Below are 24,345 nucleotides of genomic sequence, written 5' to 3' on the forward strand. Positions count from 1 at the left end.
CTTACGCCTCCCTGCGGCTTGAGGAATGTTTCTGGCGCATCAGCGGGGCGGCGATGGCGAGAAGCACGAAGGTGGCGACGAGCAGCACGACGCCCATGGCGCCGCCGCGGCCCCAGTTGAGCAGGCTCAGCACCTGGTTCTGCACCAGCGAGGACAGCATGGTCGAGCGCGGACCGCCGAGAAGGGCAGGGGTGATGTAGAAGCCGAGCGACAGGATGAAGACGATGATGACGCCGGCATAGACGCCGGGCAGCGACAGCGGCACGTAGATCTGCAAAAAGGCCTTCCAGGGTTTTGCGCCGAGGCTGCGGGCGGCCTGGAGCAGGCGCGTGTCGATGCCTTTCATCACGGAATAGATCGGCAGGATCATGAAGGGCAGCAGCACCTGCGTCATGCCGATGATGACGCCGGGCAGCGTGCGGATCAGCTTAACCGGCGGCAGGCCGATGCCGCGCAGGAAGGAATTGATGACGCCGGAATCCTGCAAGAGGATGACCCAGGCCAGCGTGCGCACCACGCCGCTCAGCCAGAAGGGCACGAGCACGCACAGGATGAGCGCGAGGCGCACATTCTTGCCGACGATGGTCATGGCGTATGCATAGGGATAGGCGCAGATGAGGGAGACGAGCGTGACCCAGGCGGCGACGACGAAGGTGCGTTGCAGCACGGTGCGGTTCACGGCGGATTGGAAGAACCAGACATAGTTGTCGAGGCCGGGGGCGGGATCGGTGAAGCTTCGCACCACGACGATCGCCAGCGGATAGGCGAGGGCGACGAGCAGCACCAGCACGGCGGGGGCCGCGAGCCACACCGCACCGCGGGGGCGCCATCGCGTGAGGAGAGCGGGCCTGTCAGGCGTGTCGGTCACGGTCGTCTCCTGTGGGTTCGGTTGGGTGGCGGCATTCTCAGTTGGGCTGGCCCCTCATCCGGCCTGCCGGCCACCTTCTCGCCGTAAACGGGGCGAAGGGGATAGGCCGCACCGTTTTCCGCAATGAGAACCGGTTCGTGGGGCAGGTCCCCTCTCCCCGCTTGCGGGGAGAGGGTTAGGGTGAGGGGCAGTCGCCGCCGCAGGCCTCAGTTACCGGAAAGCAGCGCGTTCCACTTTTCCGCGGCGAGGTCGAAATTCTTCACCCAGAACGGAATGTTCTGCTGATAGCCCTGCGCGATGCGCTCGGGCGTCGAGGTGAGGAAGGCGGCGGTGGTGTCGTCGACCTTCGGCTTGGCGTCGAGGTTGATCGGCGTGTAGGAGGTCTTTTCGGTGAGGATCGCCTGGGCATTCGCGCCGAGATAGGCATTCAGCAGCGCGTAGGCGGCATCCGTATCCTTGACGCCGACCGGGATGGTCATCTGGTCCATCACGACCAGCCAGTCCTGCCAGACGGGCGTATAGGCGGCGCCGTTCTTCACCGCGGTCATGGCGCGGCCAGTCCACATCATTACCATGTCAGCCTCGCCGGATTCGGCGAGCTGCTGGCTCTCCGCGCCGGTTTTCCAGTAGATCGTGTCGGGGCCGAGATCGCGCAGCTTCTGGATGCCCTTCTCGATATCGTCAGGCGTCATCGCCTTGGGATCGCCGCCCGAAGCCTTGAAGGCCTGCTCGATCAGGCCGCCGGTCGGATCTCCGGAACCGTCGATGGCGCGCACGCCCGGGAATTTTTCCGTGTCGAAGAAGTCGGCCCAGCTCTTCGGCGGATTGTCCTTGTAGGTCTCGTTCTTGTACATCAGCACGACGCCGTAGTTCATCGCCGGAACCGAGCATTCGCCGACCTGGCCGGGCGGGATTTTCGAAACGTCGAGCTTGGAGAAGTCCAGCTTCTGGAACAGCGTGCCGCAATGCACATAGGGCGGCAGGTCGGCGGTGTCGACCACATCCCAAGTGACGTTGCCGGCATCGACCTGGGCCTTGAGCTTGGCGATCTCGGTCGGGCCGTCGTTCAGCAGCGTCACGCCGGATTTCGTGACGAACTCCTGGAGCGCGGCGACCTGGCCGTCCTGGTAGATGCCGCCATAGGAGACAAAGGTCAGCGTCTTGCCCTTGAGCGAACCTTCCTTCACCTCGCCGGCGACCGGCTTTTCCTGTGCAAACGCCGGCAACGCCAGGGCGCACGTCATCGTCAGGGCAAAAGCCCTCGCAAAATTCTTCATCATCGATACTCCCAGTAGCGCTCGCGTGAATTGTTCCTGCCGCGGTTACGAGCCCGGCCGTGGCAGGTATTTGTCGAGGTCATCGGCGACGCTGGTGGGCGGCGCGATCATCCAGAGCACTTCAGCCGGTTCCTTGCCGATATTGACGGTCTTGTGCGGAACCGAGGTCGGATATTCGATGCTGTCGCCGGCCGACAGCACATGGCGTTCCTCGCCGAGGGTGAGTTCCACCTCGCCGCGCAGGACGAAGAAGAGTTCATGCGAATCCCCGTGGCTGTAGGGCTTGTCGCCCGTCGAGCCGCCGGGATCGAATTCGCCGATATAGACTTCCATGTCGCGGATCGGCCGCCGTGACAGAAGCATTTTCCGATAGCCCTCGGCCGGCGGCAGGGCCGGGCGTTCATGCTTGCGCAGCACGCGGCCGACGGGCGGGGCGGCCTCCTCGAAAAGGTCCGTCAGGCTGATGCCGAGCGCACCGGCAATGCGCATCAGCGTGCTGATGTTGACGCCGCTGAGGCCGCGTTCGAGCTGGCTGAGGAAACTTGCGGTCGTGCCTGTCGCCTCGCCCAGCGTGCGCAACGACATGCGGCGGGCGGTGCGGAAGGCTTTTACCTTCTCGCCGACGGCAGCCTGGTTCCTTGTCGCGACCGCGATGTCGTCCATGGTTTTGCTCCTCACTTAACAGCGTATTAAGTGAATGGCATTTTGGCAACTGCTAAAATCAAGGTGCAACGATTTTCCCGAACTGCCCGGGATCCGCCCTCGGCGGATATCTGCTTGGCGGAAGGGCGTTCGGCAGCAAAGCCGTTTCAAAATGGCAACTTAGAGAGCGGTTCCAGCCTTCAATCCGTCATAGACGGCTTCTTCGGCGGTGCGTGGCGCCAGACAGTCTCCGATGAGATGGATCTCCGGGACCAGTCCAGTCAGCATCGTCCGCAACGCGTCGTTTGGCGCATGCCCGAGACAGAGGACGAGCGTATCCACCTCCTCAAAGAGGATCGGCTGTTCGCTGACGGTGTGTTGCAGGTAGACTGTGCCGCCGTCGCAGCCGTAGAGCCGGGCATAGGGCGTGATGCCGACGCCCTTCCTGTGCAGCTCAGCGGCGATGTTGTCGCGCACATAGAGCGGCAGAAGCTCGCCGGGGTGGGTGCCGTTGACGGCGAGATCGACGCTGCATCCCTCGTTGACCAGCAGTTCGGCAATGCCGGGGCCGATCCAGTCGCAGCGCCAGTCCGCGACGACGACGCGGCTGCCGGTCTTGGCTTCGCGGCGCAGCACCTGCCAGGCATCGACCACCTGCACGCTGTCGTCGGCGGGGATTTCCGGCAGGTAGGGGCTCGCGCCCGTCGCGAGCACGACGGCGTCCGGCCTTTCCTGTTCGACAAGGGCCACATCGACGCGAACGCCTTTGACCACGCGCACCTGCGCCAGTTCGAGTTCGCGCGACAGGTTGGTGACGATGCCGCCGAATTCGGCGCGGCGCGGCAATTGTTGGGCGAGCAGGGCCTGCCCGCCGAGCTGGTTTGCGGCTTCATAGAGCGTGACCTGATGGCCGCGTGCGGCGGCGATGGCGGCGGCCTTCATGCCGCCCGGCCCGCCGCCGATCACCATGACCTTTTTCGGCCGGGCGGCCGGGGTCAGCGTGCCGAAGGCAAGTTCCCGGCCGGTCTCCGGATGCTGGATGCAGGAGATCGGCACGCCGCGGTGAAAATGGCCGATGCAGGCCTGGTTGCAGGCGATGCAGGCACGGATATCGTCCGTGCGGCCTTCTTCGGCCTTAGCCGGCATCTCGGGATCGCAGATCAGCGCGCGCGTCATGCCGCAGACATCGGCTGCGCCCTCGGCGATGACGGCCTCGGCCTCCTGCGGCTGGTTGATACGGCCGGCGACGAAGACCGGTACGCTCAGCGCCTTGCGGAAGCGGGCGGCGTCGCTGGACAGATAGGCGTTGCGATAGGCCATGGGCGGCACGATATGCACTGCGCCGCCGAGCGAGGCAGAGGTGCCGGCGGTGACGTTGACATAGTCGACCAGCGGTTCGAGCAGGCGACAGCCGTCGAGCGCCTCGTCCGGGGTGAGGCCGTTTTCATCGCGGTCCCCGGCGCTGATGCGCAGGCCGACGACAAAATCCTCCGATGTGGCGGCGCGGATCGCCTTCAGCGCTTCCTCGGCAAAACGCAGCCGGTTTTCCAGCGCGCCGCCATAGGCATCCGTGCGGCGGTTGACGCGCGGGTTCAAAAATTGCGCCGGCAGGTAGCCGTGGCTCGCCACCAGTTCGACGCCGTCGACACCGGCCTCCAGCATGCGCCGGGCGGCCGCGCCATAGCCGGCGACGATCTCGTCGATCATCGCCTGGTCGAGCGCGCGCGGCATGACGCGAAACCGCTCGTTGGGCGTGACGGAGGGGGCATAGGCGACCGTCAGCAGGCCGTCGCCGCCCTCCATGATCTCCCGGCCGGGATGGAAAAGCTGCGAGAAGAGCGCGCAGCCGTGGGCGTGGCAGATTTCCGCCAGTTTGCGATAGCCCTCGATGCAGCTGTCGTCCGTCGCCATCAGCATGTGCGAGGTGTAGCGCGCCGTCTCGTGCACGCCGGCCACCTGTGAGACGATAAGACCGACGCCGCCTTTGGCTCGGGCCTCGTGGTAGGCGACGAGAGCCGCGTTGACGCGGCCATCGGTCGGCAGCGTCGTGTCGTGACCGGTGGACATGATGCGGTTCTTCAGCCGCACGCCGCGGATCGTCAGCGGCTGGAAGAGGTTCGGAAAGGCGGCGGACGCAGTCATGCTGCGCTCCCGGTCTTGCGACAGTGGCGCATGGCGCGATCGGTCCGTGCATTCTCCATCATTCAGTCCTCCCATCCTGATTGAGCGAAGCCAGGTGCTTATATTTTATCCAAAGTAAAAAATCGATGACTTTTTTTACTAACGGCAAAATCTGTTGCCACGCGCTCTATTCTGGGCAACCTTGCCGCCATGCGCCGGTATCGCGTGGAAAGGGAAGAGGTGATGGTGGACGAGGATGTTCTTGGAGGGCAGGGCGGCGCGGTGGCCGAGGATCCGGTGCTCGGCGAGCGTATCCGCGGCTTGCGCAAGCGGCGGGGTATGACGCTCGCCCAGTTGGCCGAAAGTTGCGACCTTTCGACCGGCTATATCAGCCAGATCGAGCGCAACCTTGCCTACCCGTCGATCCCGGCCCTGGTTGGTATTGCCCGCAGTCTCGGGGTCACCGTGCAATGGTTTTTCGGCGGTGCGGCGGCGGTGCCGCAGGCCGAGCAGGGGTACGTCATCCGCCGCGGCAACCGTCTGCGCATCCAGTATGACGGCGGCATCGTCGACGAACTGCTGACGCCGAAGATGAGCCTCCAGCTCGAGATGATTCACACCCGCCTGCCGCCGGGCGGCGAAAGCGCGGAAAGCTACACCCATGCGGGTGATGCCGTCGGGTTCGTCGTGACAGGCGAATTGGAGATGTGGGTCGGCGAACGGCATTTCCACCTGCGCGAGGGCGACAGCTGCTCCTATTCCGCCGGTGAGCCGCACCGCTACCGCAATCCGGGAAGCCGGGAGGCCGTCGTGCTCTGGGCGATCAGCCCGCCCAGCTTCTGACGTCAGCGCACCGTTTCGATTTCCTGCAGCAGCCAGTCGCGGAAGCGGGCGAGGGCGGGGTTGCCCTCGATACTCTCCTTCGGACAGAGGAATTTATAGGATTCCTCCGGCTGGAAGGTCTCTTCCGAGAGCACGCACAGGGTGCCGCGCGCAATGTCGGCCTCGACGAAGGCGCGGTGCGAGAAGCCGATACCGTGGCCGGAGCGCGCGGCGGCAAGCAGCGTATGCTGGTCGTCGAAGAAGAGATTGGCGTTCGTCTGCGTCTCCTGCAGGTTGTTGTGGGTCAGCCAGTTCTTCCAGTCATTGGCGTTGCGATAGTGCAGGCGCGCGACGCTGCGGCTGAACAGGAGATCTCTGGCCTGCGCGACGCTGGCGAGCAGCGCCGGGCTGCAGACGGGGACAAGGCGTTCGCGCAGCACCTCGACGGCATAGTCTCCGGCCGGAGGATGGACGCAGTACTTGATCTGGGCGTCCTCGCGCTCGACGGTGCCGCTGCGCTCCTCCAGATTGCTGAGATGGAGCTGGATGCCGGGGTTCTGTTCGAGGAAGCCCGCCATGCGGGGTACCAGCACCTCCATGGCGAAGAAGGGGCCAGTGCGGATGCGCAGGATCTTCGCCTCGGTCTCCTGGCCGATGAGCGAGAGCACATTGGCGACATCCTCGAAGGCGCGTGTGCAGACGTCGAGCAGCAGGCTGCCTTCCGAGGTGAGGCTGACCCCGCGCGAGTTGCGCTCCAGAAGGCGGCGGCCGAGCCGCTCCTCCAGCTGCTTGATCTGATGGCTGACGGCGCCCTGGCTGACGGCAAGCTCGCTCGCCGCCGCAGTGAAGCTGCGGTGGTGGCCCACGGCCTCGAAGGCGCGCAATGCGCGCAGATTGGCGAGTTGTCGACGGTGGTGCCTGTCTGTCATCGAACCATGAGGAAAACTAATAGTTAGGAATATATCTTTTGCATTGTTGCAGCGTCGGCTCAACAGTAATCCTACAAGGGCAGAACGAAAACCGACCGGATGTATCGTTCGCCAAGACCCGGAAAATTCAGGTTGTTGCCTTCACTTCGGTGTCATGCGCTGGAAGGTGGGGCTGTGGGCGAGGCAATCCGGCGACACAACACGATGAGGGAACGATGATGAGAAAAATGGCGCTCTATGCGTGCACGGCGGTCGCGATCGTCCTGTCGGGGGCAGCATCGGCCGCAGCCGAGACGATCCGCATGGGCGCGGAAGGTGCCTATCCGCCCTTCAACTATGTTGCCGAGGATGGCCAGCTCAAGGGCTTCGACATCGATCTCGGCAACGCGATCTGCGCGGAGCTGAAGGCGGAATGCGTGTGGAGCACCAACGAGTGGAGCGGCATCATTCCGGCGCTGCAGGCCAGCAAGTTCGACATCATCGCCTCGTCGATGGCGATCACGGAAGCACGCAGGGAACAGGTGAGCTTCTCCGAGCCGTACTATTTCAACGCCATGCGTTTCGTCGCGTCCAAGGACCTGGACCTGAAGGACGTCACGCCTGCCACCGCCGAGGGCATGGTGATCGGCACGCAGTCGGGCTCGATTGCGGCCGACATGCTCAAGGAGTTCTTCCCCGACAATGAGGTGAAGCTCTATCCGACGCTGGGCGAGGCCTTCCTCGACATGAAGAGCAGCCGCCTCGACCTCCTGGTGGAATCGAAGATCGCCAGCGCGGATTGGCTGGCCAAGGGCGAGGACTGCTGCGTCTTCGTCGGCGAGGAGTTTCTCCAGGACGGTACGCTCGGCGCCGGCCTTGCCTTCCGCAAGGAGGACAACGCCCTTCGCGAGCGCGTGAACGCGGCGCTGGCGACCCTCGTCGGCAACGGCACCTATGAGACGATCCGCAAGAAATACTTCGACTTCGATATCCGTCAGAAGCCGAAGAATGCGAGCGAGCTGTTCGCAAAATAATCCGGTCCTGACCGCATGAAACGTTGGCGCAGCCCGGCAACCGGGCTGCGCCCTCCGTCAGCCCTTGTCCGGACAGGTTCATGAACCAGCTATCCCTTCTTGCCTTCGGCGCGGGCGGATGGGGCGACGAGATCCTTCGGGGCCTTGCCGTCACCCTCGCGCTGGCGCTGGCCACCTTTCCGGTGGCGATCGCGCTGTCCTTCGCCGTGCATTGGGCACGCACCGCGTCGCTGGCGCCGGTGCGGCTCTTCGGGCAGGCCTATGCGACGCTCTTCAAGAGCCTGCCGGAAATCCTGACGCTTCTCATCCTCTACTACCAGGCCCAGGCGGTGCTGAACTGGCTGGCGCAGCGCCTATCGCCGGGAAGCGATTTCTCCATCAGCCCCTTCATCGCCGGGCTTGTCGCGCTCAGCCTCGTCATCAGCGCCTATGGCAGCGAGGTCGTGCGTGCAGCGATGAACGCGGTGGGCCGCGGGCAGTTCGAGGCGGCCGCGGCGCTGGGATTGTCCCCCATGCGAGCGTTCCAGAAGGTGATCCTGCCGCAGCTCTGGCGCCATGCGCTGCCGGGCTTCGGCAATCTCTGGGTGATCCTCTTGAAGGATACCTCGCTCGTTTCGGTGATCGCGCTCAGCGACCTCACCCATGTCGCCGTCATGGCGATCAACACGACGCGCGAACCGTTCCTGTTCTATCTCGCCATCGGGGTGCTCTATGTCGCGTTGGTGACCCTGTCGTCGCGGGCGCAGAAGGCACTGGAGCTGCGGGCATCACGCGGGTTTTCCGCCGCCGGAGGCTCGCATGCTTGATCTCTGGTTCGACAATCTGCCGCTCTGGCGCGACGGCCTCCTCACCACGATCGGTCTCACCGTCTCGGCGGTCGTCATCGGCTTCTTCCTCGCGGTGCCGATCGGCGTGGCGCGTTCGCGCTCCAGGGGCGTGCTCGGCCTCCTTGCGCTCGGCTATGTCAACGTGCTGCGCGGCCTGCCACTCCTGGTGCTGTTGTTCCTCATCTATTACGGCGTGGGCCAGTTCAACCGTGAACTCAGGCAGTTGGGGCTCTGGTGGTTCTTCCGTGACGCCACCTATTGCGGCCTTCTGGCTCTGGTGCTCAACACCGCCGCCTACCAGGCCGAGATCATCCGCGGCAGCCTCGATACGATTTCCAAGTCTGTGCTTGAAACCAACGCGGCGCTCAACCTGACGCGCTGGACGGCCTTCCGGCGGGTGCTGTTGCCGATCGCGCTTTCCAAGGCGCTGCCGGCGCTCGGCAACGAGGTGATCCTGCTTCTGAAGTCCACCTCGCTCGTCGCCATCATTACCGTCTTCGACCTGATGGGGCAGGCGCGGTTCATCTTCTCGAAGACCTTTGACCTTGGCGTCTATTACGTGGCGGCGGCGCACTATCTGGTCGTCGTCCTTCTCATCGAATGGGCCGTGCGGCGGATCGAGGCGCGCACACCCTGGGTCGCGCGGTAGGAGAGCTTCATGCAGCAGCAGCCCGCCGTCCGCTTCGAGCGGCTCAACAAGTTCTACGGCGCCTTTCATGTGCTGAAGGATATCGACCTTTCGGTCGCCCGCGGCGAGCGCATCGTGCTGTGCGGGCCGTCCGGCTCGGGAAAATCCACGCTGATCCGCTGTATCAACCGGCTGGAACCCCATCAGTCCGGCCGGCTGACTGTCGATGGCATCCTGCTCGACGATACGCCGAAGACCATTCGCGCGGTGCGCAACCGGGTCGGCATGTGCTTCCAGCATTTCAACCTGATCCCGCACCTGACCGTGCTTGGCAACTGCACCCTGTCGCCGATCCACACGCATGGTGTCGCGAAGGAAGAGGCGGAGGCGCTTGCCATGGCGCTGCTCGCGCGGGTGCGCATGGACGGCCATGCCGGCAAATATCCCCATCAGCTTTCCGGCGGCCAGCAGCAGCGTGTCGCCATCGCGCGCGGCCTCTGCCTCCGGCCTGAGATCATGCTCTTCGACGAGCCGACCTCCGCGCTCGATCCGGAATCGATCGCAGAGGTGCTCGAGGTGATGGCCGGGCTTGCCGCCGAGGGCATGACGATGCTGTGCGTGACCCACGAAATGGGCTTCGCCCGCAAGATCGCGGACCGCATCGTCTTCATGGAAAAGGGGGAAGTCATCGAGGCGGCGCCGCCGGACGTGTTCTTCGGCGTCGACGCGAAGGAGCGGTCCCGACGTTTCCTCAGCCGTATCGCGCAGAGCTGACGGGGGCGTCATGGCTTCCTGAACCTTTGCGCCACCTCGAAAACCGGGCCGCATTCCGCATTTTTCCACGCCAGTTCATCGTCTGCCCTTGCGGGCAGGGAAGGGTATTTCATGTCCTATCGTGTCGCCATTATAGAGTTCATCAACGAATCCAACACGTTCACGCTGAAGCGGACCGGGATCGACGATTTCCATGCCTCGCATTACTTCAAGGGCGACGAGATTCCGCAGAACTTCGCGGGCACGGGATCGGAAGTGGGCGGAGCGATGGAGGTTGCCCATGCGCGGGGCTGGACGCCGGTCTATATCGTTGCTGCCCACGCCGAACCGAACGGCATCATCCTTGAAGAGGCACGCGCGGAGATCACGCAGGAATGCCTGCGCCGGCTGAAGGAAAGCGGACCCTTCGACGGGATCTTCGTGGCGCTGCACGGCGCGATGGTGACGGAGACGGACGAGGACGGTGATTGCCAGTTCCTGCGGGAAATTCGTGCCGTGGTGGGGGATGCCGTGCCCGTCGCCATCACGCTGGACCTGCATGCCAACATCTTCGACGACCTGGCGGACCTTGCCCAGATCTCCGTTTCCTTCCGCACCTATCCGCATGTCGACATGCGGGAGGTCGGCGTCGAGGCCTGCGATCTGCTGCACCGGGCGATGGCCGGCGAGATCGCGCCGAAACTCGCCATCCGCCGCCCGCCCATGCTGCTCGGCTGCGACGACGGGCGCACGACGGACAACGGGCCGATGTGCCGCCTCCTGGAAAAAGCGGCGGCGGAAGCAGCGGCGCCGGGCGTGCTCGCCGTCTCGATCAATGCCGGCTTCACCGATGCCGATGTCTGGGCCGCCGGGCCAAGCGTTGTCGTCACCTATGACAGCGCCAACGTGCCGGTCGCAGCGGCGGAGGGCGTCGGGGAAAGGCTCTGCGCGGCCATCTGGTCCTACCGCAACGAGTGGACGCAGCCGGTGCCGCTCTCGGCATGCATCGCGGAACTGACGGACGCCGATCCCAGGGACGGCATCGTCGTGGTGGCGGATTTTTCCGACAATCCCGGATCGGGCGCCTATAGCGACTGCACGGCCCTGATCGCCGCCATGCTGGACGCGCAGCTCACCGATGCCGCCGCCGGGGCGTTGCTGGATCCCGATGCGGTCCGCGAGATCGCAGAGGCTGGCGTCGGGGCAAAGGTCACGGTGACGATTGGCGGGCGCACGGACCCGGCGGTCGGTGGCGGTCCCCTGACGGTGACCGGCACGGTGATGGCGATCACCGACGGCAGGTTCGTCTTCGAGGGGCCGATGTTCACCGGCCTGCCCGGCACCTGCGGCACGAGTGTTTGCCTGCGCGTCGATGGGCTCGACATCATGATCGTTTCCGAGCGCATGCAGATGCTGGACAAGAACATCTTCCGCGCCGTCGGCATAGAGCCGACCAAAAGGGCGATCCTCGCGGTGAAATCCATGCAGCATTTCAAGGGCGCCTTCGGGCCGATCGCCGCGCGCATGATCGTGACGGATGCTGGCGGGCTGAGCTCGCCGGATCTTGCGCGCAGGACCTATACGCGCCTTCGCCGCCCGGCTTTTCCTCTGGATTCTGAACAGCTTGCTGCAGCGTCATCAAACTGACGGTGTGTGCTTCCGGCGGTCGCTTTCCACGGGAACGCTGCCGCCGGCCGCTGTTTTCCACCGGCAAAAAACGGCGCCGATTGACAATGTTTTAAACTGTGCTAATGTGATTAAACGTTTAATCATGTCGGTGACCAGCCGTGAAGCCTTCGCGACCCAACCTTTCGGAACTGGCGCGCCACCTTGGGGTGTCGATTGCGACGGTATCGAATGCGCTGTCGGGCAAGGGGCGGCTGTCGCCGGAACTTGCCAAGCGCATCCGCGATGCGGCGGACGAATTGGGCTATGTGCCGAGCCAGGCGGGCAGGGCCCTGCGCACCGGCCGCAGCGGCGTTCTCGGCCTCGTCCTGCCCGATATCGGCAATCCGCTCTATCCGGAAATCGCGCAGGAAATCGAGCGCGTGGCGACGGGGGCGGGCTACGGCGTGCTGATCGCCAACTCGCGCGACGAGATCGCCGCGCAGGACAAGGCGATTTTCCAGCTCATCGAGCGCGGGGTCGACGGCATCGTCATCGTTCCCCGCCGCGGCACGACGGTGCCGGAAACGCGCTGCCCCATTGCGATCATCGACACACCGACGACCCCGCGCAACACCGTCTCGGCGGATCATTTCGCCGGCGGCGCGGAGGCTGCCGGCCATCTTGCTGCGCTCGGCCACAGCAGGATCCTTCTGATCGGTGACGATCCGAGCTCAAATGTGCAGAACGCCCGCATCAATGGCATGCGTTCCGCGCTGTCGGGCATCAGGACGGAGACCATCTGGATCGTCGAGCTGGAGGCCCGGCACGGCAAAGGCTGTGCGCTCGGGCTTGCAGACTGGCGGAAGCGGGGCTTTACCGCCTTCGCCAGCGTCTCCGATCCCCACGCACTGCGTGCGCTCACCGAGCTGCAATCGGCCGGCATCGCCATTCCGGCGGAGGCCAGCATCACCGGTTTCGACAATCTGCAATGGTCGTCCTTCATCTCGCCGCCGCTGACGACCGTGAAGATGAACATGCCGGAAATCGCGACGCTGGCGCTCGATGCGCTGGTCGAGGCGATCCAGTCCCGCGAGGCCTCGGACGACACGCCGAGCCCGCCCGTCACCGCTCGCAAGGCCGCCGTGCCGATGGAGCTTGTCATCCGCCGTTCCAGTGGTCCCGCGCCATCTGCCGGTTTTTTTGAGGAGGAGTCCCCGCATGCATAAGAAAGTACTGGCCGCCAGCGTCTTCTGGCTCATGAGCGGTGCGCTCGCATCCGCCGAGGAGCAGACGCTGACCATTTCCGTCTATGGCTTCGTCCAGGAGGAATTCACCGAGGCGCTCTACAAGCCCTTCGAGGCCGAATGCGGCTGCAAGCTGGTCGTCGAGACCGGCAACAGCATCGAGCGCCTGGCCAAGCTGGACGCCAACAAGGACGCTCCGGTCATCGACATGGCCGTCTTCTCGCTTGCCGATGCGCTTTCCGCCGCGCGCAAGGGGCTGACCGACAAGATCGATACGACGAAGCTTTCCAACTACGACAAGCTCTATGATTTCGCCAAGGACCCGAACGGCGACGGCATGAGCGTCGGCTACACGATCTACAAGACCGGCATCGCCTACCGCACCGACAAGATGAAGATCGAATCCTGGGCGGATCTCCTGAAGGACGACTATGCCGGTCATGTCGCCCTGCCGAACATCACCACCAACCAGGGTGGACCGGTGCTGAACATGATCGGCAAGGCGCTCGGCAAGGATTCGCCCGATCTCAAGGATGCCATGGCCGCCGTCGGCGAGAAGCGCGACGAGTTCGTCACCTTCTACGTCAAGAGCTCGCAGCTCGTGCAGCTCATGCAGCAGGAAGAGATCTGGGCCGCGCCGATGGGGCACTTCTCCTGGGCCGGCATCTCGAAGCTGGACCTGCCGATCGGCTGGGCCGCCACCAAGGAAGGCGACGCCGGCGATATGAACGCCATGGTGCTCGTCAAGGGCTCCAAGAACCAGGAATTGGCCCTGAAGTTCATGGATTTCTGGCTTTCGACGCCGATGCAGACCAAGATCGCCGAAATGCTGATCGACAGCCCGGCGAACAAGGAAGTCGTCGTCGCGCCCGAGATCGCCGAAAAGCTGACCTACGGCGCCGACGTCGCCAACAAGCTGACCTTCCTGCCGGCCGCCACCACCCTCGACTACCGTGAGAAGTGGCTTGCCGAGTGGAACGCGACGGTCGCGCAGTAAAAGGCGTTCTGAACCGAAGGCGATCGCACTAAGTTGCCCCTCACCCTCTCCCCGCAGGCGGGGAGAGGGGACTTGCCCTACGAACCGTTGAGGAATTGGGCAAGCCGGCACGGCATATCTCCTTCGCCCCGCTTGCGGGGGGAAGGTGGCCGGCAGGCCGGATGAGGGGCAATCTCTATACGCGACCGCTCCCCCTCGTGGGGAGATGCCGGCAGGCAGAGGGAAGCCCTCTGCGCTTCCCATCACCCCGAACCGCTGCCCTCTTTTCGGCAGGAGCACGCATGTTTCAAAATCGCGCTGAAGCCCTGGCGCTGGCCTTGCCGGCCGCCGTCTTTGCGACCGTCATCTTCCTGGTGCCTGTGGTCATCGTGCTGGCGGAGGGCTTTCGCAGCCCGGCCGGCTGGACCTTCTCGGCCTATACAAACTTCTTCTCTGAGCCACTGAACAGGCTGGTTCTGCTGCGCACGTTCAAGCTCGGCATCGCCGTGACGGTGGCGTCCGCCATCATCGGTTATGCCGCCGCCTTTGCGATCGTCAATCTCAGCGCCTCCGGCAAGGGGCGCATGATCGGCCTCATCTCGCTGCCGCTGATGATCTCGCCGGTCGCGCGCACCTATGCCTGGATCGTCATCCTCGGCCGCACCGGCATCGTCAACCAGGCGCTGCAGGCCGTCGGCCTCAGCGACGAGCCGATCCGCCTGCTCTTTACCGAGACGGCCGTCTTTATCGGCCTCCTGCAGCTCTTCCTGCCGCTAATGATCCTGTCGCTGATCAGCGCGCTGGAAAACATGCCCAAGGATGCCATCCTCGCCGCCCGGGTGCTCGGCGCCAACTGGTTCCAGGTGTTCTGGAAGGTCATCCTGCCCTTGACGCGCGAAGGCCTCGTTGTCGGCGGCACTCTGGTCTTCACCGGTTCGCTGACGGCCTACATCACGCCCGCCATCCTCGGCGGCTCAAAGGTGCTGATGCTGGAGACGTTGCTCTTCCAGCGCGTCACCGTCGCCAACGACTTTGTCTCCGCAAGCGTCATCGCCTTCATCCTGATCGCCATGTGCTTTGCCGCGAACCTTCTCCTGAAACGGCTCGCCACCGCGAGGAACAAGCGATGAACCGCACGCTGTCCTTCACCATCCTGACCGCACTGATCGTCTTCCTGATCGGTCCGTTCCTGATCATCGTTGCCGCCTCGCTTTCGGCCGGCGATACGCTTGCCTTCCCGCCGCAGGGCCTGTCGCTCAAATGGGTGCTGAAGGTCTTCACCGTCGAGAGTTTCCGCGACAGCTTCATCATGTCGATGATCCTCGCCGTCGGCGGCACCTTCGTTGCGCTGTTGCTCGGCGTGCCGGCGGCCTATGCGCTGTCGCGCTACAAGCTGCCCTTCGGCGAGACGATCAACACCATCGTTACCCTGCCGATCATCGTGCCGGGCATCATCGTTGGTCTCGCGCTCTTGCGCTATCTCGTCGTGCCCTTCAGTTTCTCGATCGGCGTTGCGCTGTTCCTTGCCCATACGGCCCTCGTGCTGCCCTATACGGTGCGCGTCGTCTCCTCCAGCTTCAACAACCTGCGCTCCGACATGGAGGAGGCGGCGGTGCTGCTCGGCGCCACCCGTCTCGGCGCCTTCTTCATGGTGGTGCTGCCGAATATCCGGGCGGGCATTCTCGCCGCCTTCATCCTCGGCTTCGTAACGAGTTTCAACCAGGTGCCCGTCTCGCTGTTCCTGTCCGGTCCTGGCGTGCGCACGCTGCCCATCGACATGCTCTCCTACATGGAAACCACCTACGATCCCTCCGTCGCTGCGCTGTCGGCCCTTCTGGCCCTGATGTCGATCGGCATCGTCTTCCTCGCAGAACGCTTCCTTGGATTCTCCCGCTATGTCTGATCGCGCTTTCCTCTCCCTCGAAAACCTGACGCTCTCCTACGGCAATTCGATCGCCGTCGACAAATTCAACCTCGACATCAGGAAGGGCGAACTCGTCGCCTTTCTCGGCCCGTCCGGCTGCGGCAAGACGACGACCATGCGCTCGATCGCCGGCCTCCTGACGCCGACCTCCGGTCGCATCACGCTCGACGGCACGGACATCACCCGCGTTTCCGCCAACAAACGCAATGTCGGCCTGGTCTTTCAGTCCTATGCGCTCTTCCCGCATCTGACCGTTTTCGAAAACGTCGCCTTCGGTCTGCGTTTGAAGCGCATGCCGGCCGCCGACATCGAGGCGCGTGTCACCGCCGGCCTGAAGTCGGTCGGCCTTTCCGCCTTCTCCGGCCGCAAGCCGGCGGAACTTTCCGGCGGCCAGCAGCAGCGCGTGGCGCTCGCCCGTTCCATGGTCATGGAGCCGAAGGTGCTCTTGCTCGACGAGCCGCTCTCCAATCTCGATGCGCGCCTGCGCGTCGAAATGCGCGCCGAGCTGCAGCGCGTGCAGAAGGAGACCGGGGTCACCATGATCTTCGTCACCCACGACCAGGCCGAAGCCTTGTCGCTCGCCGACCGCATCGTCGTGATGCGTGACGGCCTGGTCGAGCAGATCGGCACGCCCGAGGAAATCTACAACAACCCCGTCTCTTCCTTCGTCGCCGACTTCGTCGGATTCGAAAATGTCTTCGCGCTGAAGGACGGCAAGCTTGCTACGCCCGCGGGCGCGACCGCGTTTGCCGAGACGCTGCCCGGCAATGCCGCGGGTCTTGCCTGGCGCCCGGCAGGCGTCGTGCTCGATGCCGGCCCGTTCAGGGGCAAGGTGAAGAGCGTTTCCTTCACGGGCAATCTGCGCGAATACCTGCTCGACACGCCGCTCGGCCCCATCACGGCCGAGGTCAGTGCCGCGCTGCCGGTCCATGCACTCGGTGCTGACCTCGCCTTCGACCTGCCGCTGAAGGCGGCTGCGCCCCTCCAGCGTTTCGCGTGACGGCGATGGGCGTCTGGATCGATACGGATATGGGGTTCGACGACATCGCCGCCATCCTCGTGGTGGCGCATGCGAGGGAGCCCATCGACGGCATATCGCTGGTCTTCGGCAATTCCGGCTTTGCGCAGGTGCGACAGAATGCGGCCTCGGCTGCAGCAGCCTTCGGCTGGAGCTTTCCCCTCCACGACGGCCGGTCCCTGCCGGTCCTGGGCCGCCTCGAAACCGCGGAAAACATCCTTTCCGAAGCCGGCATGCTGACCGCCGGCCGCAGCCTGCCGCCGGCGCCGCTGCTGCCGGAGAGCGATGCCTTCTCGGCCCTCTGCCATTGGCTGGAGACGATGGAAAGCCCGCGCCGCATCCTTGCCCTCGGCCCGCTCACCAACATCGCCGCGTTGGCGATCGCCCGGCCGGATCTGGCGAAGAAGATCGACGATCTTACCTGGATGGGCGGCGGCGTCACCGCCGGCAACCACACGGCCTCGGCCGAATTCAACGCCTTCGCCGACCCGGAAGCGCTCGCCATCGTGCTCGCCCATGGCCTGCCGCTGCGCATGGTCGATCTCGACCTCTGCCGTAAGGTCGTCGCCTTTCCGGACGACGCCGCGCCGGTCCGCACCGCAGGCGGGCGGAATGCCGACCTTCTGGCCGATCTTCTTGCCGGCTACATCTCCATCGGGACAAGCCGTGGCCGCCCCGGCATGGCCATCTACGATCCTTGCGCTGCCGTCGTCTTCGTGCGACCGGAGCTGGTGACCTTTACTGCTGCCCGCATCGACGTGGAGCTGTCCGGCATGCTGACCCGTGGACGCACGGTTGTGGATGTGCGCGCCGCCGCGGAAAGACGCAATGCCGCCTTCGTCTCCGATATCGACGTGGATGCCGCCCGTGCGGTCATCCTTGGCGCGCTGACTGCGGAGGCGCAGCGATGACCGGCCGGACCGACGCTTGCGACCTCGACGACGAGACCTTGAGGGAAAACGCCGTCGCGGCGGCCCGCGGCGACCGCGTCTTCGATATCCTCATCCGTGGCGGCACGCTGGTCGACATGGTGACGGGCGAGTGCCGCCCTGCCGATATCGGCCTCGTCGGCCCGCTGATTGCGAGCGTTCATGCGCCGGATGCCCGGCAGGATGCGGCGGAGACAGTCGACGCCACCGGGCTCTTCGTCTCACCCGGTCTCATCGATACGCATATGCATGTCGAAAGCTCGATGATCACCCCCGCGGCCTATGCCGCGGCGACGCTGCCGCGCGGCGTCACCACGCTTGTCTGGGATCCACACGAGCTCGGCAATGTGCACGGTGTCGCTGGTGTCGACTGGGCGGCGGAGGCAGCCGGCGCGCTGGCGCAGCGCCATGTGCTGCTTGCACCCTCCTGCGTGCCGTCCGCGCCGGATCTGGAAATGGCAGGCGCTGATTTTCCCGCGGAAACCATCGCCGCACTGCTCGCCCGCCCGGAGATCGGCGGCATTGCCGAGGTGATGGACATGCGCGCCGTCATCGAGGGGAGGGCACGCATGAGCGCCATCCTCGCTGCCGGCCGCCGGTCCGGCAAGCCGATCCACGGCCATGCGCGCAGCCTGGACGGTGCCGATCTGCAGGCTTTCGTGACGTCGGGCATCAGCTCCGATCATGAGATCGTCTCCGGTGAGGACCTCGTGCAGAAACTGCGTGCCGGCCTCACCATCGAATTGCGCGGCTCGCACGATCACCTTCTGCCCGAATGCGTCGCGGCCCTCAACGCGCTGCCCCACTTCCCGCAGACGGTGACGCTGTGCACCGACGACGTCTTCCCGGACGACCTTTTTTCCGCCGGCGGCCTCGACGACGTGGTGCGCCGCCTTGTGCGTTATGGCATGAAGCCGGAATGGGTCTTGCAGGCCGCCACGCTGAACGCTGCCCGCCGCATCCGCCGCGACGATCTCGGCCTCATCGCTCCCGGCCGAAGAGCCGACATCGTGCTGTTCCGGGATCTTGCCGATTTTCAAGCGAAACGGGTCTTTTGCAGCGGTCGTCTTGTTGCTCGCGATGGTGCCCTCATCGAAGCGGCACAGGAAATCGACGCGGCGCCGCTTCGCGGCTCCATGCATCTTGCGCCGCTCGTGGACGATGATTTCCGTATTCCCTGTGCGGGCAGCGAGGCGACCGTCGCTCTGATCGCCAAACCGCGCTTCACCGAATGGGGCGAGGCCGTCGCGAAGGTCGAGAACGGTTTTGTCGTTCCGCCCGCCGGAACCACGCTGATCGCGGTGGCACATCGGCACGGCAAGACGGATGCATGCCCTCGCGTCGGCCTCCTCTCCGGCTGGGGCGACTGGCGCGGCGCGCTTGCCACCACCGTCTCGCATGACAGCCACAACCTCACGGTCTTCGGCGGCAACCCGCGGGACATGGCCGTGGCGGCCAATGCGGTGATTGCCGCCGGCGGCGGCATGGCCGTGGCGGCGGAGGGCAAGGTGCTGGCGCTGCTCGCGTTGCCGCTCTCCGGCCTGATTTCCGATGCGCCGCTTGAGGACGTGGCCGCGACCTTCTCGGCGCTGCGCACCGCGGCCGATGGCATCGTCGACTGGCAACCGCCCTACCTGGTGTTCAAGGCCGTCTTCGGCGCAACGCTCGCCTGCAATGCCGGCCCGCACCAGACCGACCGCGGCATCGCCGATGGCACGACCGGCGTGCTGCTCGAAAGCCCGGTCTTGAGCATTCGGGGCCTTCCGTGAACGCACCCGCCAACACCACCGCTCCATCGGCCAGCACCGGTCTCTTGCTGCCGGCGGTCTTTGTGCCGCTGTGGTCGAGCGGCTTCGTGCTGGCGCGGCTCGTCGCGCCCCATGCGGAGCCGCTGACCTTCCTTGCCGTGCGCTTCTGCCTTGCCTTTCTGGCACTCGCCGCCATCGCGCTCTGGAAGGGTGCCCGCTGGCCGCGCGCGGCGCGGGAATGGCGACAGGCGCTGCTTGCCGGCGTGCTGATCCACGGGCTTTATCTCGGTGGTGTCTTCTGGTCGGTGGCGAACGGCCTACCGACGGCGATTTCCGCGCTGATGGCGGGTATGCAGCCGCTGCTCGTGACGTTGCTGGCCGGCCGGCTGCTCGGTGAGCGCATGTCGCGGCGCGGCGCCATCGGCATCGTCATCGGTGCCATCGGCACGCTGGTCACCCTGGCACCGAAGCTCGGCGCGACGGATGCCGGCGGCATTCTTCTCGTGCCGCTCCTCGTCTGCCTTGCGGGCGTGCTCGCCATTACCACCGGCTCCATCCTGGTGAAGCGTACGAAGATCACCGCAGATCCGCTGACCAACACAGCCGCGCAATATATCGGCGCGCTGGTGCCGACGGCGATCCTCGTGCCCTTCGTCGGCGGGCCGGCCTTCGATACGACGGCGGTGCCGTTGTGGATCGGCCTTGCCTGGTCGGTTTTCGGCATGTCGCTCGGGGCGATCCTCTTGCTCCTGCACATGATCCGCCAGGGCGCACTGTCCAAGGTGTCGTCGCTCTTCTTCCTCGTGCCCGGCGTCTCGGCCCTTATGGCCTGGATCGGTTTTGGCGAAAGCCTCACCCTGGTCCAGATTGCCGGCCTCTGCATCGCCACGCTCGGCGTTTCCCTTGCCAGCCGCGGCTAAACTGACAGGAACCACCATGACCCTTGCCGAGATGATCGCCACCAGCAATGCGCCCGCCGTCACCGTGCGCCGCGACCTGCATCGCCATCCGGAAACGGCCTTCCTCGAATACCGTACCGCCTCGCGCGTTGCCGCCTATCTCGACCATCTCGGTTTTGCCGTGCGCACCGGCCGGGACGTGATGGATCAAGCCGTCGTCATCGATCCGCCCTCGGCCGAGGCGGTGGTGGCAGCAAAGCAGGCGGCTCTTGCCACGGGCGGCGATCCCGTCTGGATGGACCGTATGCCGGAAGGCCTTACCGGGGTCGTCGCGGACTATCGTTTTGGCGACGGGCCGATCGTCGCCTTCCGCTTTGACATGGATGCGCTGCCGGTCAACGAGACCGGGGCCGAGACGCACCGGCCGAATGCGGAGGACTACCGCTCGCGTTTTGCCGGCCGCATGCATGCCTGCGGTCATGATGGCCATGTTGGCATCGGCCTTGCGCTCGCCCGCCGGCTTTGCGCGGAGAAGGGACTTTCCGGCACTCTGCGCCTGATCTTCCAGCCGGCGGAGGAAAGCGCCCGCGGTGCTGCGCCCATGGTGGCGGGCGGCGCGGTCGACGCTGTCGATCATCTCTTTGTCGGCCATCTCGGCTGCCTGTTGCCGTCCGGCAGGATCGGTGCCAGCGCTGTCGGCTTCCTGTTCTCCAGCCGCTTTGTCGTCACGTTCCGCGGGACTGTCGCCCATGCGGCGATGGGGCCGCAAGAGGGGCGCAACGCGCTGCTGGCCGGGGCCTCGGCGGCGCTCGGCTTGCACGGCATTTCGCGTTTTGCCGGCGCGGAAACCTTCGTCAATGTCGGCGTTCTCCGCGCCGGCACGGCCTTCAACATCGTGGCCGACACCTGCGAGATGCTGGTGGAGGTGCGGGCCGACGACCGTGCGGCGCACGACTACATGGTCGAGCGGCTGCACGCGGTCATCGAGGGCGCCGCCGCCATGCAGCAATGCGGCGTGGATATCGTGCGCAAGAACCACATGCCCGGCAACGAGAACAGCCGGAACGCCACCGACCTCATCGCCGACGTGGCGCGTGGCCTGCCCGGCGTCACCGAGGTGCTGCCGGAATGGTCGATCGGGGGTGGCGACGATGCCTGCCTGATGATCCGCCATGTGCGGGAGAACGGCGGCTCGGCCGCCTATTGCATCATCGGCAGCGATATACCAGCCGTGCACCACGCCGCTGATTTCGATATCGACGAGGCATCGCTCGAAACTGGCGTCGCGCTGTTTGCCGGCATCGCGCAGCGGCTGCTGGGCGGCGAAGCGCGCGCATAGCAGCCTGCTGCCGCTTTCTGGCAGCGGCGGGTGCGTATAGAGTGCCGGCATGTCCCGCTCCGAACGCCTCTTCGCTCTCCTGCAAGCCCTTCGCCGTCATCGCCGGCCGGTGAGCGGGCGGGTTCTGGCGGAGGAGACAGGCGTCAGCCTGCGCACGCTCTACCGCGACATTGCCAGCCTCCAGGCGCAGGGCGCCGGCATCGAGGGGGAGGCGGGACTGGGTTATGTTCTGAAGCCCGGCTTTCTCCTGCCGCCGCTGATGTTCTCGCCGGAGGAGATCGAGGCTCTTGTCCTTGGCGCCCGCTGGGTGGCGAACCGCGGCGACGACCCGCTGCAGGATGCTGCCCGCAACGCGCTGGCCCGGATATCGGCAGTGCTGCCGCCTGAACTGCGCGAGACGCTGGAGGCATCGCCGCTGCTCGTCGGTCCAGGGAATGCGCTCCCGGCAAGTTCGGTGGACCTTGCCGTCCTGCGGCAGGCGATCCGCACGGAGCGCAGGCTTTCCATCACCTATCGCTCGGCGGAGGGCACGGCGTCGGCTCGCGTGATCTGGCCCTTCGCGCTCTCCTTTTTCGACCATGCGCGGGTGGTGATCGGATGGTGCGAGCTGCGCGAGGCCTTCCGGCATTTCCGCACCGACCGGATCGATGCGGTTGAGGTGTTGGACGACCGCTATCCCAGGCGCCGTCAGGCGCTGCTGCTGGCATGGCGCGAGGCGGAAAACATTCCGCAGCAGCGCATGCTGCTGCCATAAACTGGCAGCAGGGGATGGTAGCTGTTTCCTGTCTTTCAACGACAGGAGGCTCCGATGAGCAACATCAACAGCGTTCTTCTCTATGTGGCGGATGCAGCGGTAAGTGCCCGCTATTATGCACGTCTTCTCGGCCAGGAGCCGGTGGAGGCGAGCGCGACCTTCGCGATTTTCGTGCTGCCGTCCGGCCTCGGTCTCGGCCTGTGGGGCAGGGAGGGCGTGGCGCCGGCTCCGGCAGCGGCCGGTGGCGGAAGCGAGATCGGTTTCAAGGTCGAGACCGTGGAAGAGGTCGATCGCCGTCATGCCGCGTGGCGGGAGAGAGGCGCCGACATCCTGATGCCGCCGACCGATCTCGACTTCGGCCGCAGCTTTGTCGCCGTCGATCCCGATGGCCATCGCCTGCGCGTCTATACGGTGACGGACAACTCCCGAGCCTAGCGGCCGCCGGATATAGGAGAAGACCGGCCAGGGTTTCCCCGGCCGGTCGGCAGAGAGCGCGGCTATTCTGCCGGGGCAGACTTGTATTCCGCGCCGCGATCGGCATCGAGGATGCTGTCGATGGCGATGAGGTCGGGCATCTTCAGGCCGTTGGCACCGCCGCGCGAGACGAGCAGGTAGCCGAGGTAGACGGCGCCGATGGCGAACATGATCGCGACATAGGACCACGGCTTTGCGAAGGAGGCGTCGCGGAAGATCGCCAGTTCGAAGGCAAGCCAGGCGATGGCGAGGACGAGCACCGGAACCTCCCAGGCGCCGAGCGTGAAGCCCTGGCTCGGCGGCAGCTGGTGGCGCTTGGCCGCATACATCAGCACGGTCACCGCATAGATGATCGCCGGCAGCAGCGTTGCGGCGGAGAACAGCGAGAACAGTGCATCGGTCTGCTGCGAGAACAGCGCGAGGATGACCTGCCCGATGACGGCGACGAAGATGGTCGCGTTGACCGGCGTGTGCAGGGTCGGGCTGATCTTGTGCCAGAGCTGCCATCCCGGGAAGCGCTCGTCGCGTGACATGGCCCAGACGAGGCGTGTGCCGCTGAGAAGGATGACGAGGCCGCAGGAGAAGATGGAGATGACCACCAGAACCAGCAGGAAATTGCCGACGATAGGGCCGAGTACGCGTGTGATGACATCCGCGATCGGCGTTGCAGAGGCACCGAGTGCTGTCGGATCGCCGAGAAGGGCGGTGACGGCGATGAGGAACAGCATGCCGATGATGCCGAGGCTGAGAACCGCCTGCCACATCGCCTTCGGCACGACACGCGCCGGTTCGCGGGTTTCCTCGGCAAGGTTTGCCGCCGATTCGAAACCGACGATGGTGAAGGCGCCGAGCAGCGTGCCCATGATCCACGGGCCGGCCTTGGTCAGTTCACCGAAGGCATAATAGCCTTCCGCGCCGATCGTGCCCGTACTCGTCAAATTGGCGAAGTCGAGTTCGTTGTTGATGGCGCCGACCGCAAAGAGCAGCACGACGAGCCCGATCATGCCGACGAGCTGGATGGTGACGGCGACCGCGTTGAAGCGCTGGGTGAACTTCGTGGAGAAGGCGATCATCACGGCCTGGGCGACGATGACGAGGCTGGTGATCCACCAGGCGTTCATGGTCGTGCCCTCGTAGCCGAAGAGGACCGGCAGCACGGTGGAGGCGATGGTGTAGTCTACCGCGCAGAGCACGATGGCAAGGAAGGTGAAGCTGATCCAGCCCATGATCCAGCCGAAGACCGGATTGGAGATGCGCGACGTCCACTGGTAGACGTAGCCGGTCACCGGAATGCGTGCGGCGAGCGAGCCGAGGATGAGAGCGACCATCAGCTGGCCGACGACAACCACCGGCCAGGTCCAGATGCCCATCGGTCCCGATGTCGAGAGCATGGCGCCGTAGGCGGTGAAGATGCCGGTCGCGATCGAGACGAAGCCGAAGGCGACGGCGAAGGATTGAAAGGCGGTGACGTCACGCTTCAGCGTGTCGTGCTGGCTTGCGTGATGGGACGGCGCGGGCCGTCCCGTGGTGTTCTTGCTCATGGTTCCCCTCC

Annotated in this window: 23 protein-coding genes; 17 read left to right on the plus strand and 6 right to left on the minus strand. The window is 65.2% G+C overall.

The window, feature by feature from the left end:
- Position 1: 1 nt before the first annotated feature.
- From EXZ48_RS03375 to EXZ48_RS03395, 4 genes are all read right to left on the minus strand, one after another.
- Positions 2-868: an ABC transporter permease gene (locus tag EXZ48_RS03375; RefSeq protein WP_245461913.1), complete on the minus strand. Its 867-nt coding sequence runs from the start codon at positions 866-868 to the stop codon at positions 2-4.
- A 206-nt stretch (positions 869-1,074) separates the two neighbouring features.
- Positions 1,075-2,148, minus strand: coding sequence for an extracellular solute-binding protein (locus EXZ48_RS03385; protein ID WP_130514316.1), 1,074 nt, complete (start codon positions 2,146-2,148; stop codon positions 1,075-1,077).
- A gap of 42 nt (positions 2,149-2,190) precedes the next feature.
- On the minus strand, positions 2,191-2,808 hold the full coding sequence (locus EXZ48_RS03390; protein ID WP_130514317.1) for a helix-turn-helix domain-containing protein: 618 nt from the start codon (positions 2,806-2,808) through the stop codon (positions 2,191-2,193).
- Between the two features lie 159 nt (positions 2,809-2,967).
- Positions 2,968-4,929, minus strand: coding sequence for an FAD-dependent oxidoreductase (locus EXZ48_RS03395; protein WP_130514318.1), 1,962 nt, complete (start codon positions 4,927-4,929; stop codon positions 2,968-2,970).
- A gap of 222 nt (positions 4,930-5,151) precedes the next feature.
- On the opposite strand from EXZ48_RS03395, the gene EXZ48_RS03400 reads away from it, so the two are divergent.
- Complete coding sequence (locus EXZ48_RS03400) at positions 5,152-5,751, plus strand: helix-turn-helix domain-containing protein (protein WP_130514319.1); 600 nt, start codon at positions 5,152-5,154, stop codon at positions 5,749-5,751.
- A gap of 2 nt (positions 5,752-5,753) precedes the next feature.
- Here EXZ48_RS03400 and EXZ48_RS03405 read toward each other — a convergent pair whose 3' ends face one another.
- Entirely contained in the window at positions 5,754-6,659 is a 906-nt protein-coding gene (locus EXZ48_RS03405; protein ID WP_130514320.1) for a LysR family transcriptional regulator, read from the minus strand.
- Between the two features lie 215 nt (positions 6,660-6,874).
- Between EXZ48_RS03405 and EXZ48_RS03410 the strand changes: the two genes are divergently transcribed.
- The 16 genes from EXZ48_RS03410 (at position 6,875) to EXZ48_RS03485 (ending at position 22,754) form a co-directional block, all read left to right on the plus strand.
- Positions 6,875-7,672 (plus strand): transporter substrate-binding domain-containing protein, encoded by a 798-nt coding sequence (locus EXZ48_RS03410; RefSeq protein ID WP_023513327.1) that lies wholly within the window; start codon positions 6,875-6,877, stop codon positions 7,670-7,672.
- 80 nt (positions 7,673-7,752) lie between these two features.
- Entirely contained in the window at positions 7,753-8,478 is a 726-nt protein-coding gene (locus EXZ48_RS03415) for an ABC transporter permease (RefSeq protein ID WP_050744709.1), read from the plus strand.
- Entirely contained in the window at positions 8,471-9,148 is a 678-nt protein-coding gene (locus EXZ48_RS03420) for an ABC transporter permease subunit (RefSeq protein ID WP_130514321.1), read from the plus strand. Before EXZ48_RS03415 ends, EXZ48_RS03420 begins: the two co-directional genes overlap by 8 nt.
- Positions 9,149-9,157: 9 nt before the next feature.
- The gene (locus EXZ48_RS03425) at positions 9,158-9,901 is read left to right on the plus strand and encodes an amino acid ABC transporter ATP-binding protein (protein WP_130514322.1); all 744 of its coding nucleotides are present in this window, start codon (positions 9,158-9,160) and stop codon (positions 9,899-9,901) included.
- A 111-nt stretch (positions 9,902-10,012) separates the two neighbouring features.
- Complete coding sequence (locus EXZ48_RS03430) at positions 10,013-11,527, plus strand: M81 family metallopeptidase (protein ID WP_130514323.1); 1,515 nt, start codon at positions 10,013-10,015, stop codon at positions 11,525-11,527.
- 140 nt (positions 11,528-11,667) lie between these two features.
- The gene (locus EXZ48_RS03435; RefSeq protein WP_130514324.1) at positions 11,668-12,714 is read left to right on the plus strand and encodes a LacI family DNA-binding transcriptional regulator; all 1,047 of its coding nucleotides are present in this window, start codon (positions 11,668-11,670) and stop codon (positions 12,712-12,714) included.
- Positions 12,707-13,729 (plus strand): ABC transporter substrate-binding protein, encoded by a 1,023-nt coding sequence (locus EXZ48_RS03440; RefSeq protein ID WP_023513333.1) that lies wholly within the window; start codon positions 12,707-12,709, stop codon positions 13,727-13,729. The genes EXZ48_RS03435 and EXZ48_RS03440 overlap by 8 nt, the downstream gene beginning before the upstream one ends.
- Before the next feature lie 281 nt (positions 13,730-14,010).
- Positions 14,011-14,838, plus strand: coding sequence for an ABC transporter permease (locus EXZ48_RS03445; protein ID WP_050744714.1), 828 nt, complete (start codon positions 14,011-14,013; stop codon positions 14,836-14,838).
- Positions 14,835-15,611, plus strand: coding sequence for an ABC transporter permease (locus EXZ48_RS03450; RefSeq protein ID WP_023513335.1), 777 nt, complete (start codon positions 14,835-14,837; stop codon positions 15,609-15,611). The genes EXZ48_RS03445 and EXZ48_RS03450 overlap by 4 nt, the downstream gene beginning before the upstream one ends.
- Positions 15,604-16,632 carry an ABC transporter ATP-binding protein gene (locus EXZ48_RS03455; protein WP_130514325.1) on the plus strand — a complete coding sequence of 343 codons (1,029 nt, stop codon included), beginning with the start codon at positions 15,604-15,606 and terminating at the stop codon, positions 16,630-16,632. Before EXZ48_RS03450 ends, EXZ48_RS03455 begins: the two co-directional genes overlap by 8 nt.
- Positions 16,633-16,637: 5 nt before the next feature.
- The gene (locus EXZ48_RS03460; protein ID WP_130514326.1) at positions 16,638-17,561 is read left to right on the plus strand and encodes a nucleoside hydrolase; all 924 of its coding nucleotides are present in this window, start codon (positions 16,638-16,640) and stop codon (positions 17,559-17,561) included.
- The gene (locus EXZ48_RS03465) at positions 17,558-19,348 is read left to right on the plus strand and encodes an adenine deaminase (RefSeq protein ID WP_130514327.1); all 1,791 of its coding nucleotides are present in this window, start codon (positions 17,558-17,560) and stop codon (positions 19,346-19,348) included. Before EXZ48_RS03460 ends, EXZ48_RS03465 begins: the two co-directional genes overlap by 4 nt.
- On the plus strand, positions 19,345-20,247 hold the full coding sequence (locus EXZ48_RS03470; RefSeq protein ID WP_130514328.1) for a DMT family transporter: 903 nt from the start codon (positions 19,345-19,347) through the stop codon (positions 20,245-20,247). The genes EXZ48_RS03465 and EXZ48_RS03470 overlap by 4 nt, the downstream gene beginning before the upstream one ends.
- 16 nt (positions 20,248-20,263) lie before the next feature.
- Positions 20,264-21,565, plus strand: coding sequence for an amidohydrolase (locus EXZ48_RS03475; protein WP_207900356.1), 1,302 nt, complete (start codon positions 20,264-20,266; stop codon positions 21,563-21,565).
- Positions 21,566-21,614: 49 nt separating this feature from the next.
- The gene (locus EXZ48_RS03480; protein WP_130514329.1) at positions 21,615-22,319 is read left to right on the plus strand and encodes a YafY family protein; all 705 of its coding nucleotides are present in this window, start codon (positions 21,615-21,617) and stop codon (positions 22,317-22,319) included.
- A 54-nt stretch (positions 22,320-22,373) separates the two neighbouring features.
- Positions 22,374-22,754, plus strand: coding sequence for a VOC family protein (locus EXZ48_RS03485; RefSeq protein WP_023513342.1), 381 nt, complete (start codon positions 22,374-22,376; stop codon positions 22,752-22,754).
- Positions 22,755-22,816: 62 nt separating this feature from the next.
- Here EXZ48_RS03485 and EXZ48_RS03490 read toward each other — a convergent pair whose 3' ends face one another.
- Positions 22,817-24,334 (minus strand): amino acid permease, encoded by a 1,518-nt coding sequence (locus EXZ48_RS03490; protein WP_023513343.1) that lies wholly within the window; start codon positions 24,332-24,334, stop codon positions 22,817-22,819.
- Positions 24,335-24,345: the final 11 nt, after the last annotated feature.

The organism is Shinella sp. JR1-6 (genome assembly GCF_004284735.1).
In the GTDB taxonomy this organism is placed as follows: Bacteria; Pseudomonadota; Alphaproteobacteria; order Rhizobiales; family Rhizobiaceae; genus Shinella.

What these genes read in the sequence shown, in the direction of transcription:
- EXZ48_RS03395 (WP_130514318.1), bottom strand. Translation starts at nt 4,929, where the DNA reads ATGACTGCGTCCGCCGCCTTTCCGAACCTCTTCCAGCCGCTGACGATC.
- EXZ48_RS03485 (WP_023513342.1), top strand. Translation starts at nt 22,374, where the DNA reads ATGAGCAACATCAACAGCGTTCTTCTCTATGTGGCGGATGCAGCGGTA.
- EXZ48_RS03420 (WP_130514321.1), top strand. Translation starts at nt 8,471, where the DNA reads ATGCTTGATCTCTGGTTCGACAATCTGCCGCTCTGGCGCGACGGCCTC.
- EXZ48_RS03460 (WP_130514326.1), top strand. Translation starts at nt 16,638, where the DNA reads ATGGGCGTCTGGATCGATACGGATATGGGGTTCGACGACATCGCCGCC.
- EXZ48_RS03385 (WP_130514316.1), bottom strand. Translation starts at nt 2,148, where the DNA reads ATGATGAAGAATTTTGCGAGGGCTTTTGCCCTGACGATGACGTGCGCC.
- EXZ48_RS03480 (WP_130514329.1), top strand. Translation starts at nt 21,615, where the DNA reads ATGTCCCGCTCCGAACGCCTCTTCGCTCTCCTGCAAGCCCTTCGCCGT.
- EXZ48_RS03450 (WP_023513335.1), top strand. Translation starts at nt 14,835, where the DNA reads ATGAACCGCACGCTGTCCTTCACCATCCTGACCGCACTGATCGTCTTC.
- EXZ48_RS03425 (WP_130514322.1), top strand. Translation starts at nt 9,158, where the DNA reads ATGCAGCAGCAGCCCGCCGTCCGCTTCGAGCGGCTCAACAAGTTCTAC.
- EXZ48_RS03430 (WP_130514323.1), top strand. Translation starts at nt 10,013, where the DNA reads ATGTCCTATCGTGTCGCCATTATAGAGTTCATCAACGAATCCAACACG.
- EXZ48_RS03490 (WP_023513343.1), bottom strand. Translation starts at nt 24,334, where the DNA reads ATGAGCAAGAACACCACGGGACGGCCCGCGCCGTCCCATCACGCAAGC.
- EXZ48_RS03440 (WP_023513333.1), top strand. Translation starts at nt 12,707, where the DNA reads ATGCATAAGAAAGTACTGGCCGCCAGCGTCTTCTGGCTCATGAGCGGT.
- EXZ48_RS03475 (WP_207900356.1), top strand. Translation starts at nt 20,264, where the DNA reads ATGACCCTTGCCGAGATGATCGCCACCAGCAATGCGCCCGCCGTCACC.
- EXZ48_RS03415 (WP_050744709.1), top strand. Translation starts at nt 7,753, where the DNA reads ATGAACCAGCTATCCCTTCTTGCCTTCGGCGCGGGCGGATGGGGCGAC.
- EXZ48_RS03390 (WP_130514317.1), bottom strand. Translation starts at nt 2,808, where the DNA reads ATGGACGACATCGCGGTCGCGACAAGGAACCAGGCTGCCGTCGGCGAG.
- EXZ48_RS03445 (WP_050744714.1), top strand. Translation starts at nt 14,011, where the DNA reads ATGTTTCAAAATCGCGCTGAAGCCCTGGCGCTGGCCTTGCCGGCCGCC.
- EXZ48_RS03465 (WP_130514327.1), top strand. Translation starts at nt 17,558, where the DNA reads ATGACCGGCCGGACCGACGCTTGCGACCTCGACGACGAGACCTTGAGG.
- EXZ48_RS03400 (WP_130514319.1), top strand. Translation starts at nt 5,152, where the DNA reads ATGGTGGACGAGGATGTTCTTGGAGGGCAGGGCGGCGCGGTGGCCGAG.
- EXZ48_RS03410 (WP_023513327.1), top strand. Translation starts at nt 6,875, where the DNA reads ATGATGAGAAAAATGGCGCTCTATGCGTGCACGGCGGTCGCGATCGTC.
- EXZ48_RS03455 (WP_130514325.1), top strand. Translation starts at nt 15,604, where the DNA reads ATGTCTGATCGCGCTTTCCTCTCCCTCGAAAACCTGACGCTCTCCTAC.
- EXZ48_RS03405 (WP_130514320.1), bottom strand. Translation starts at nt 6,659, where the DNA reads ATGACAGACAGGCACCACCGTCGACAACTCGCCAATCTGCGCGCATTG.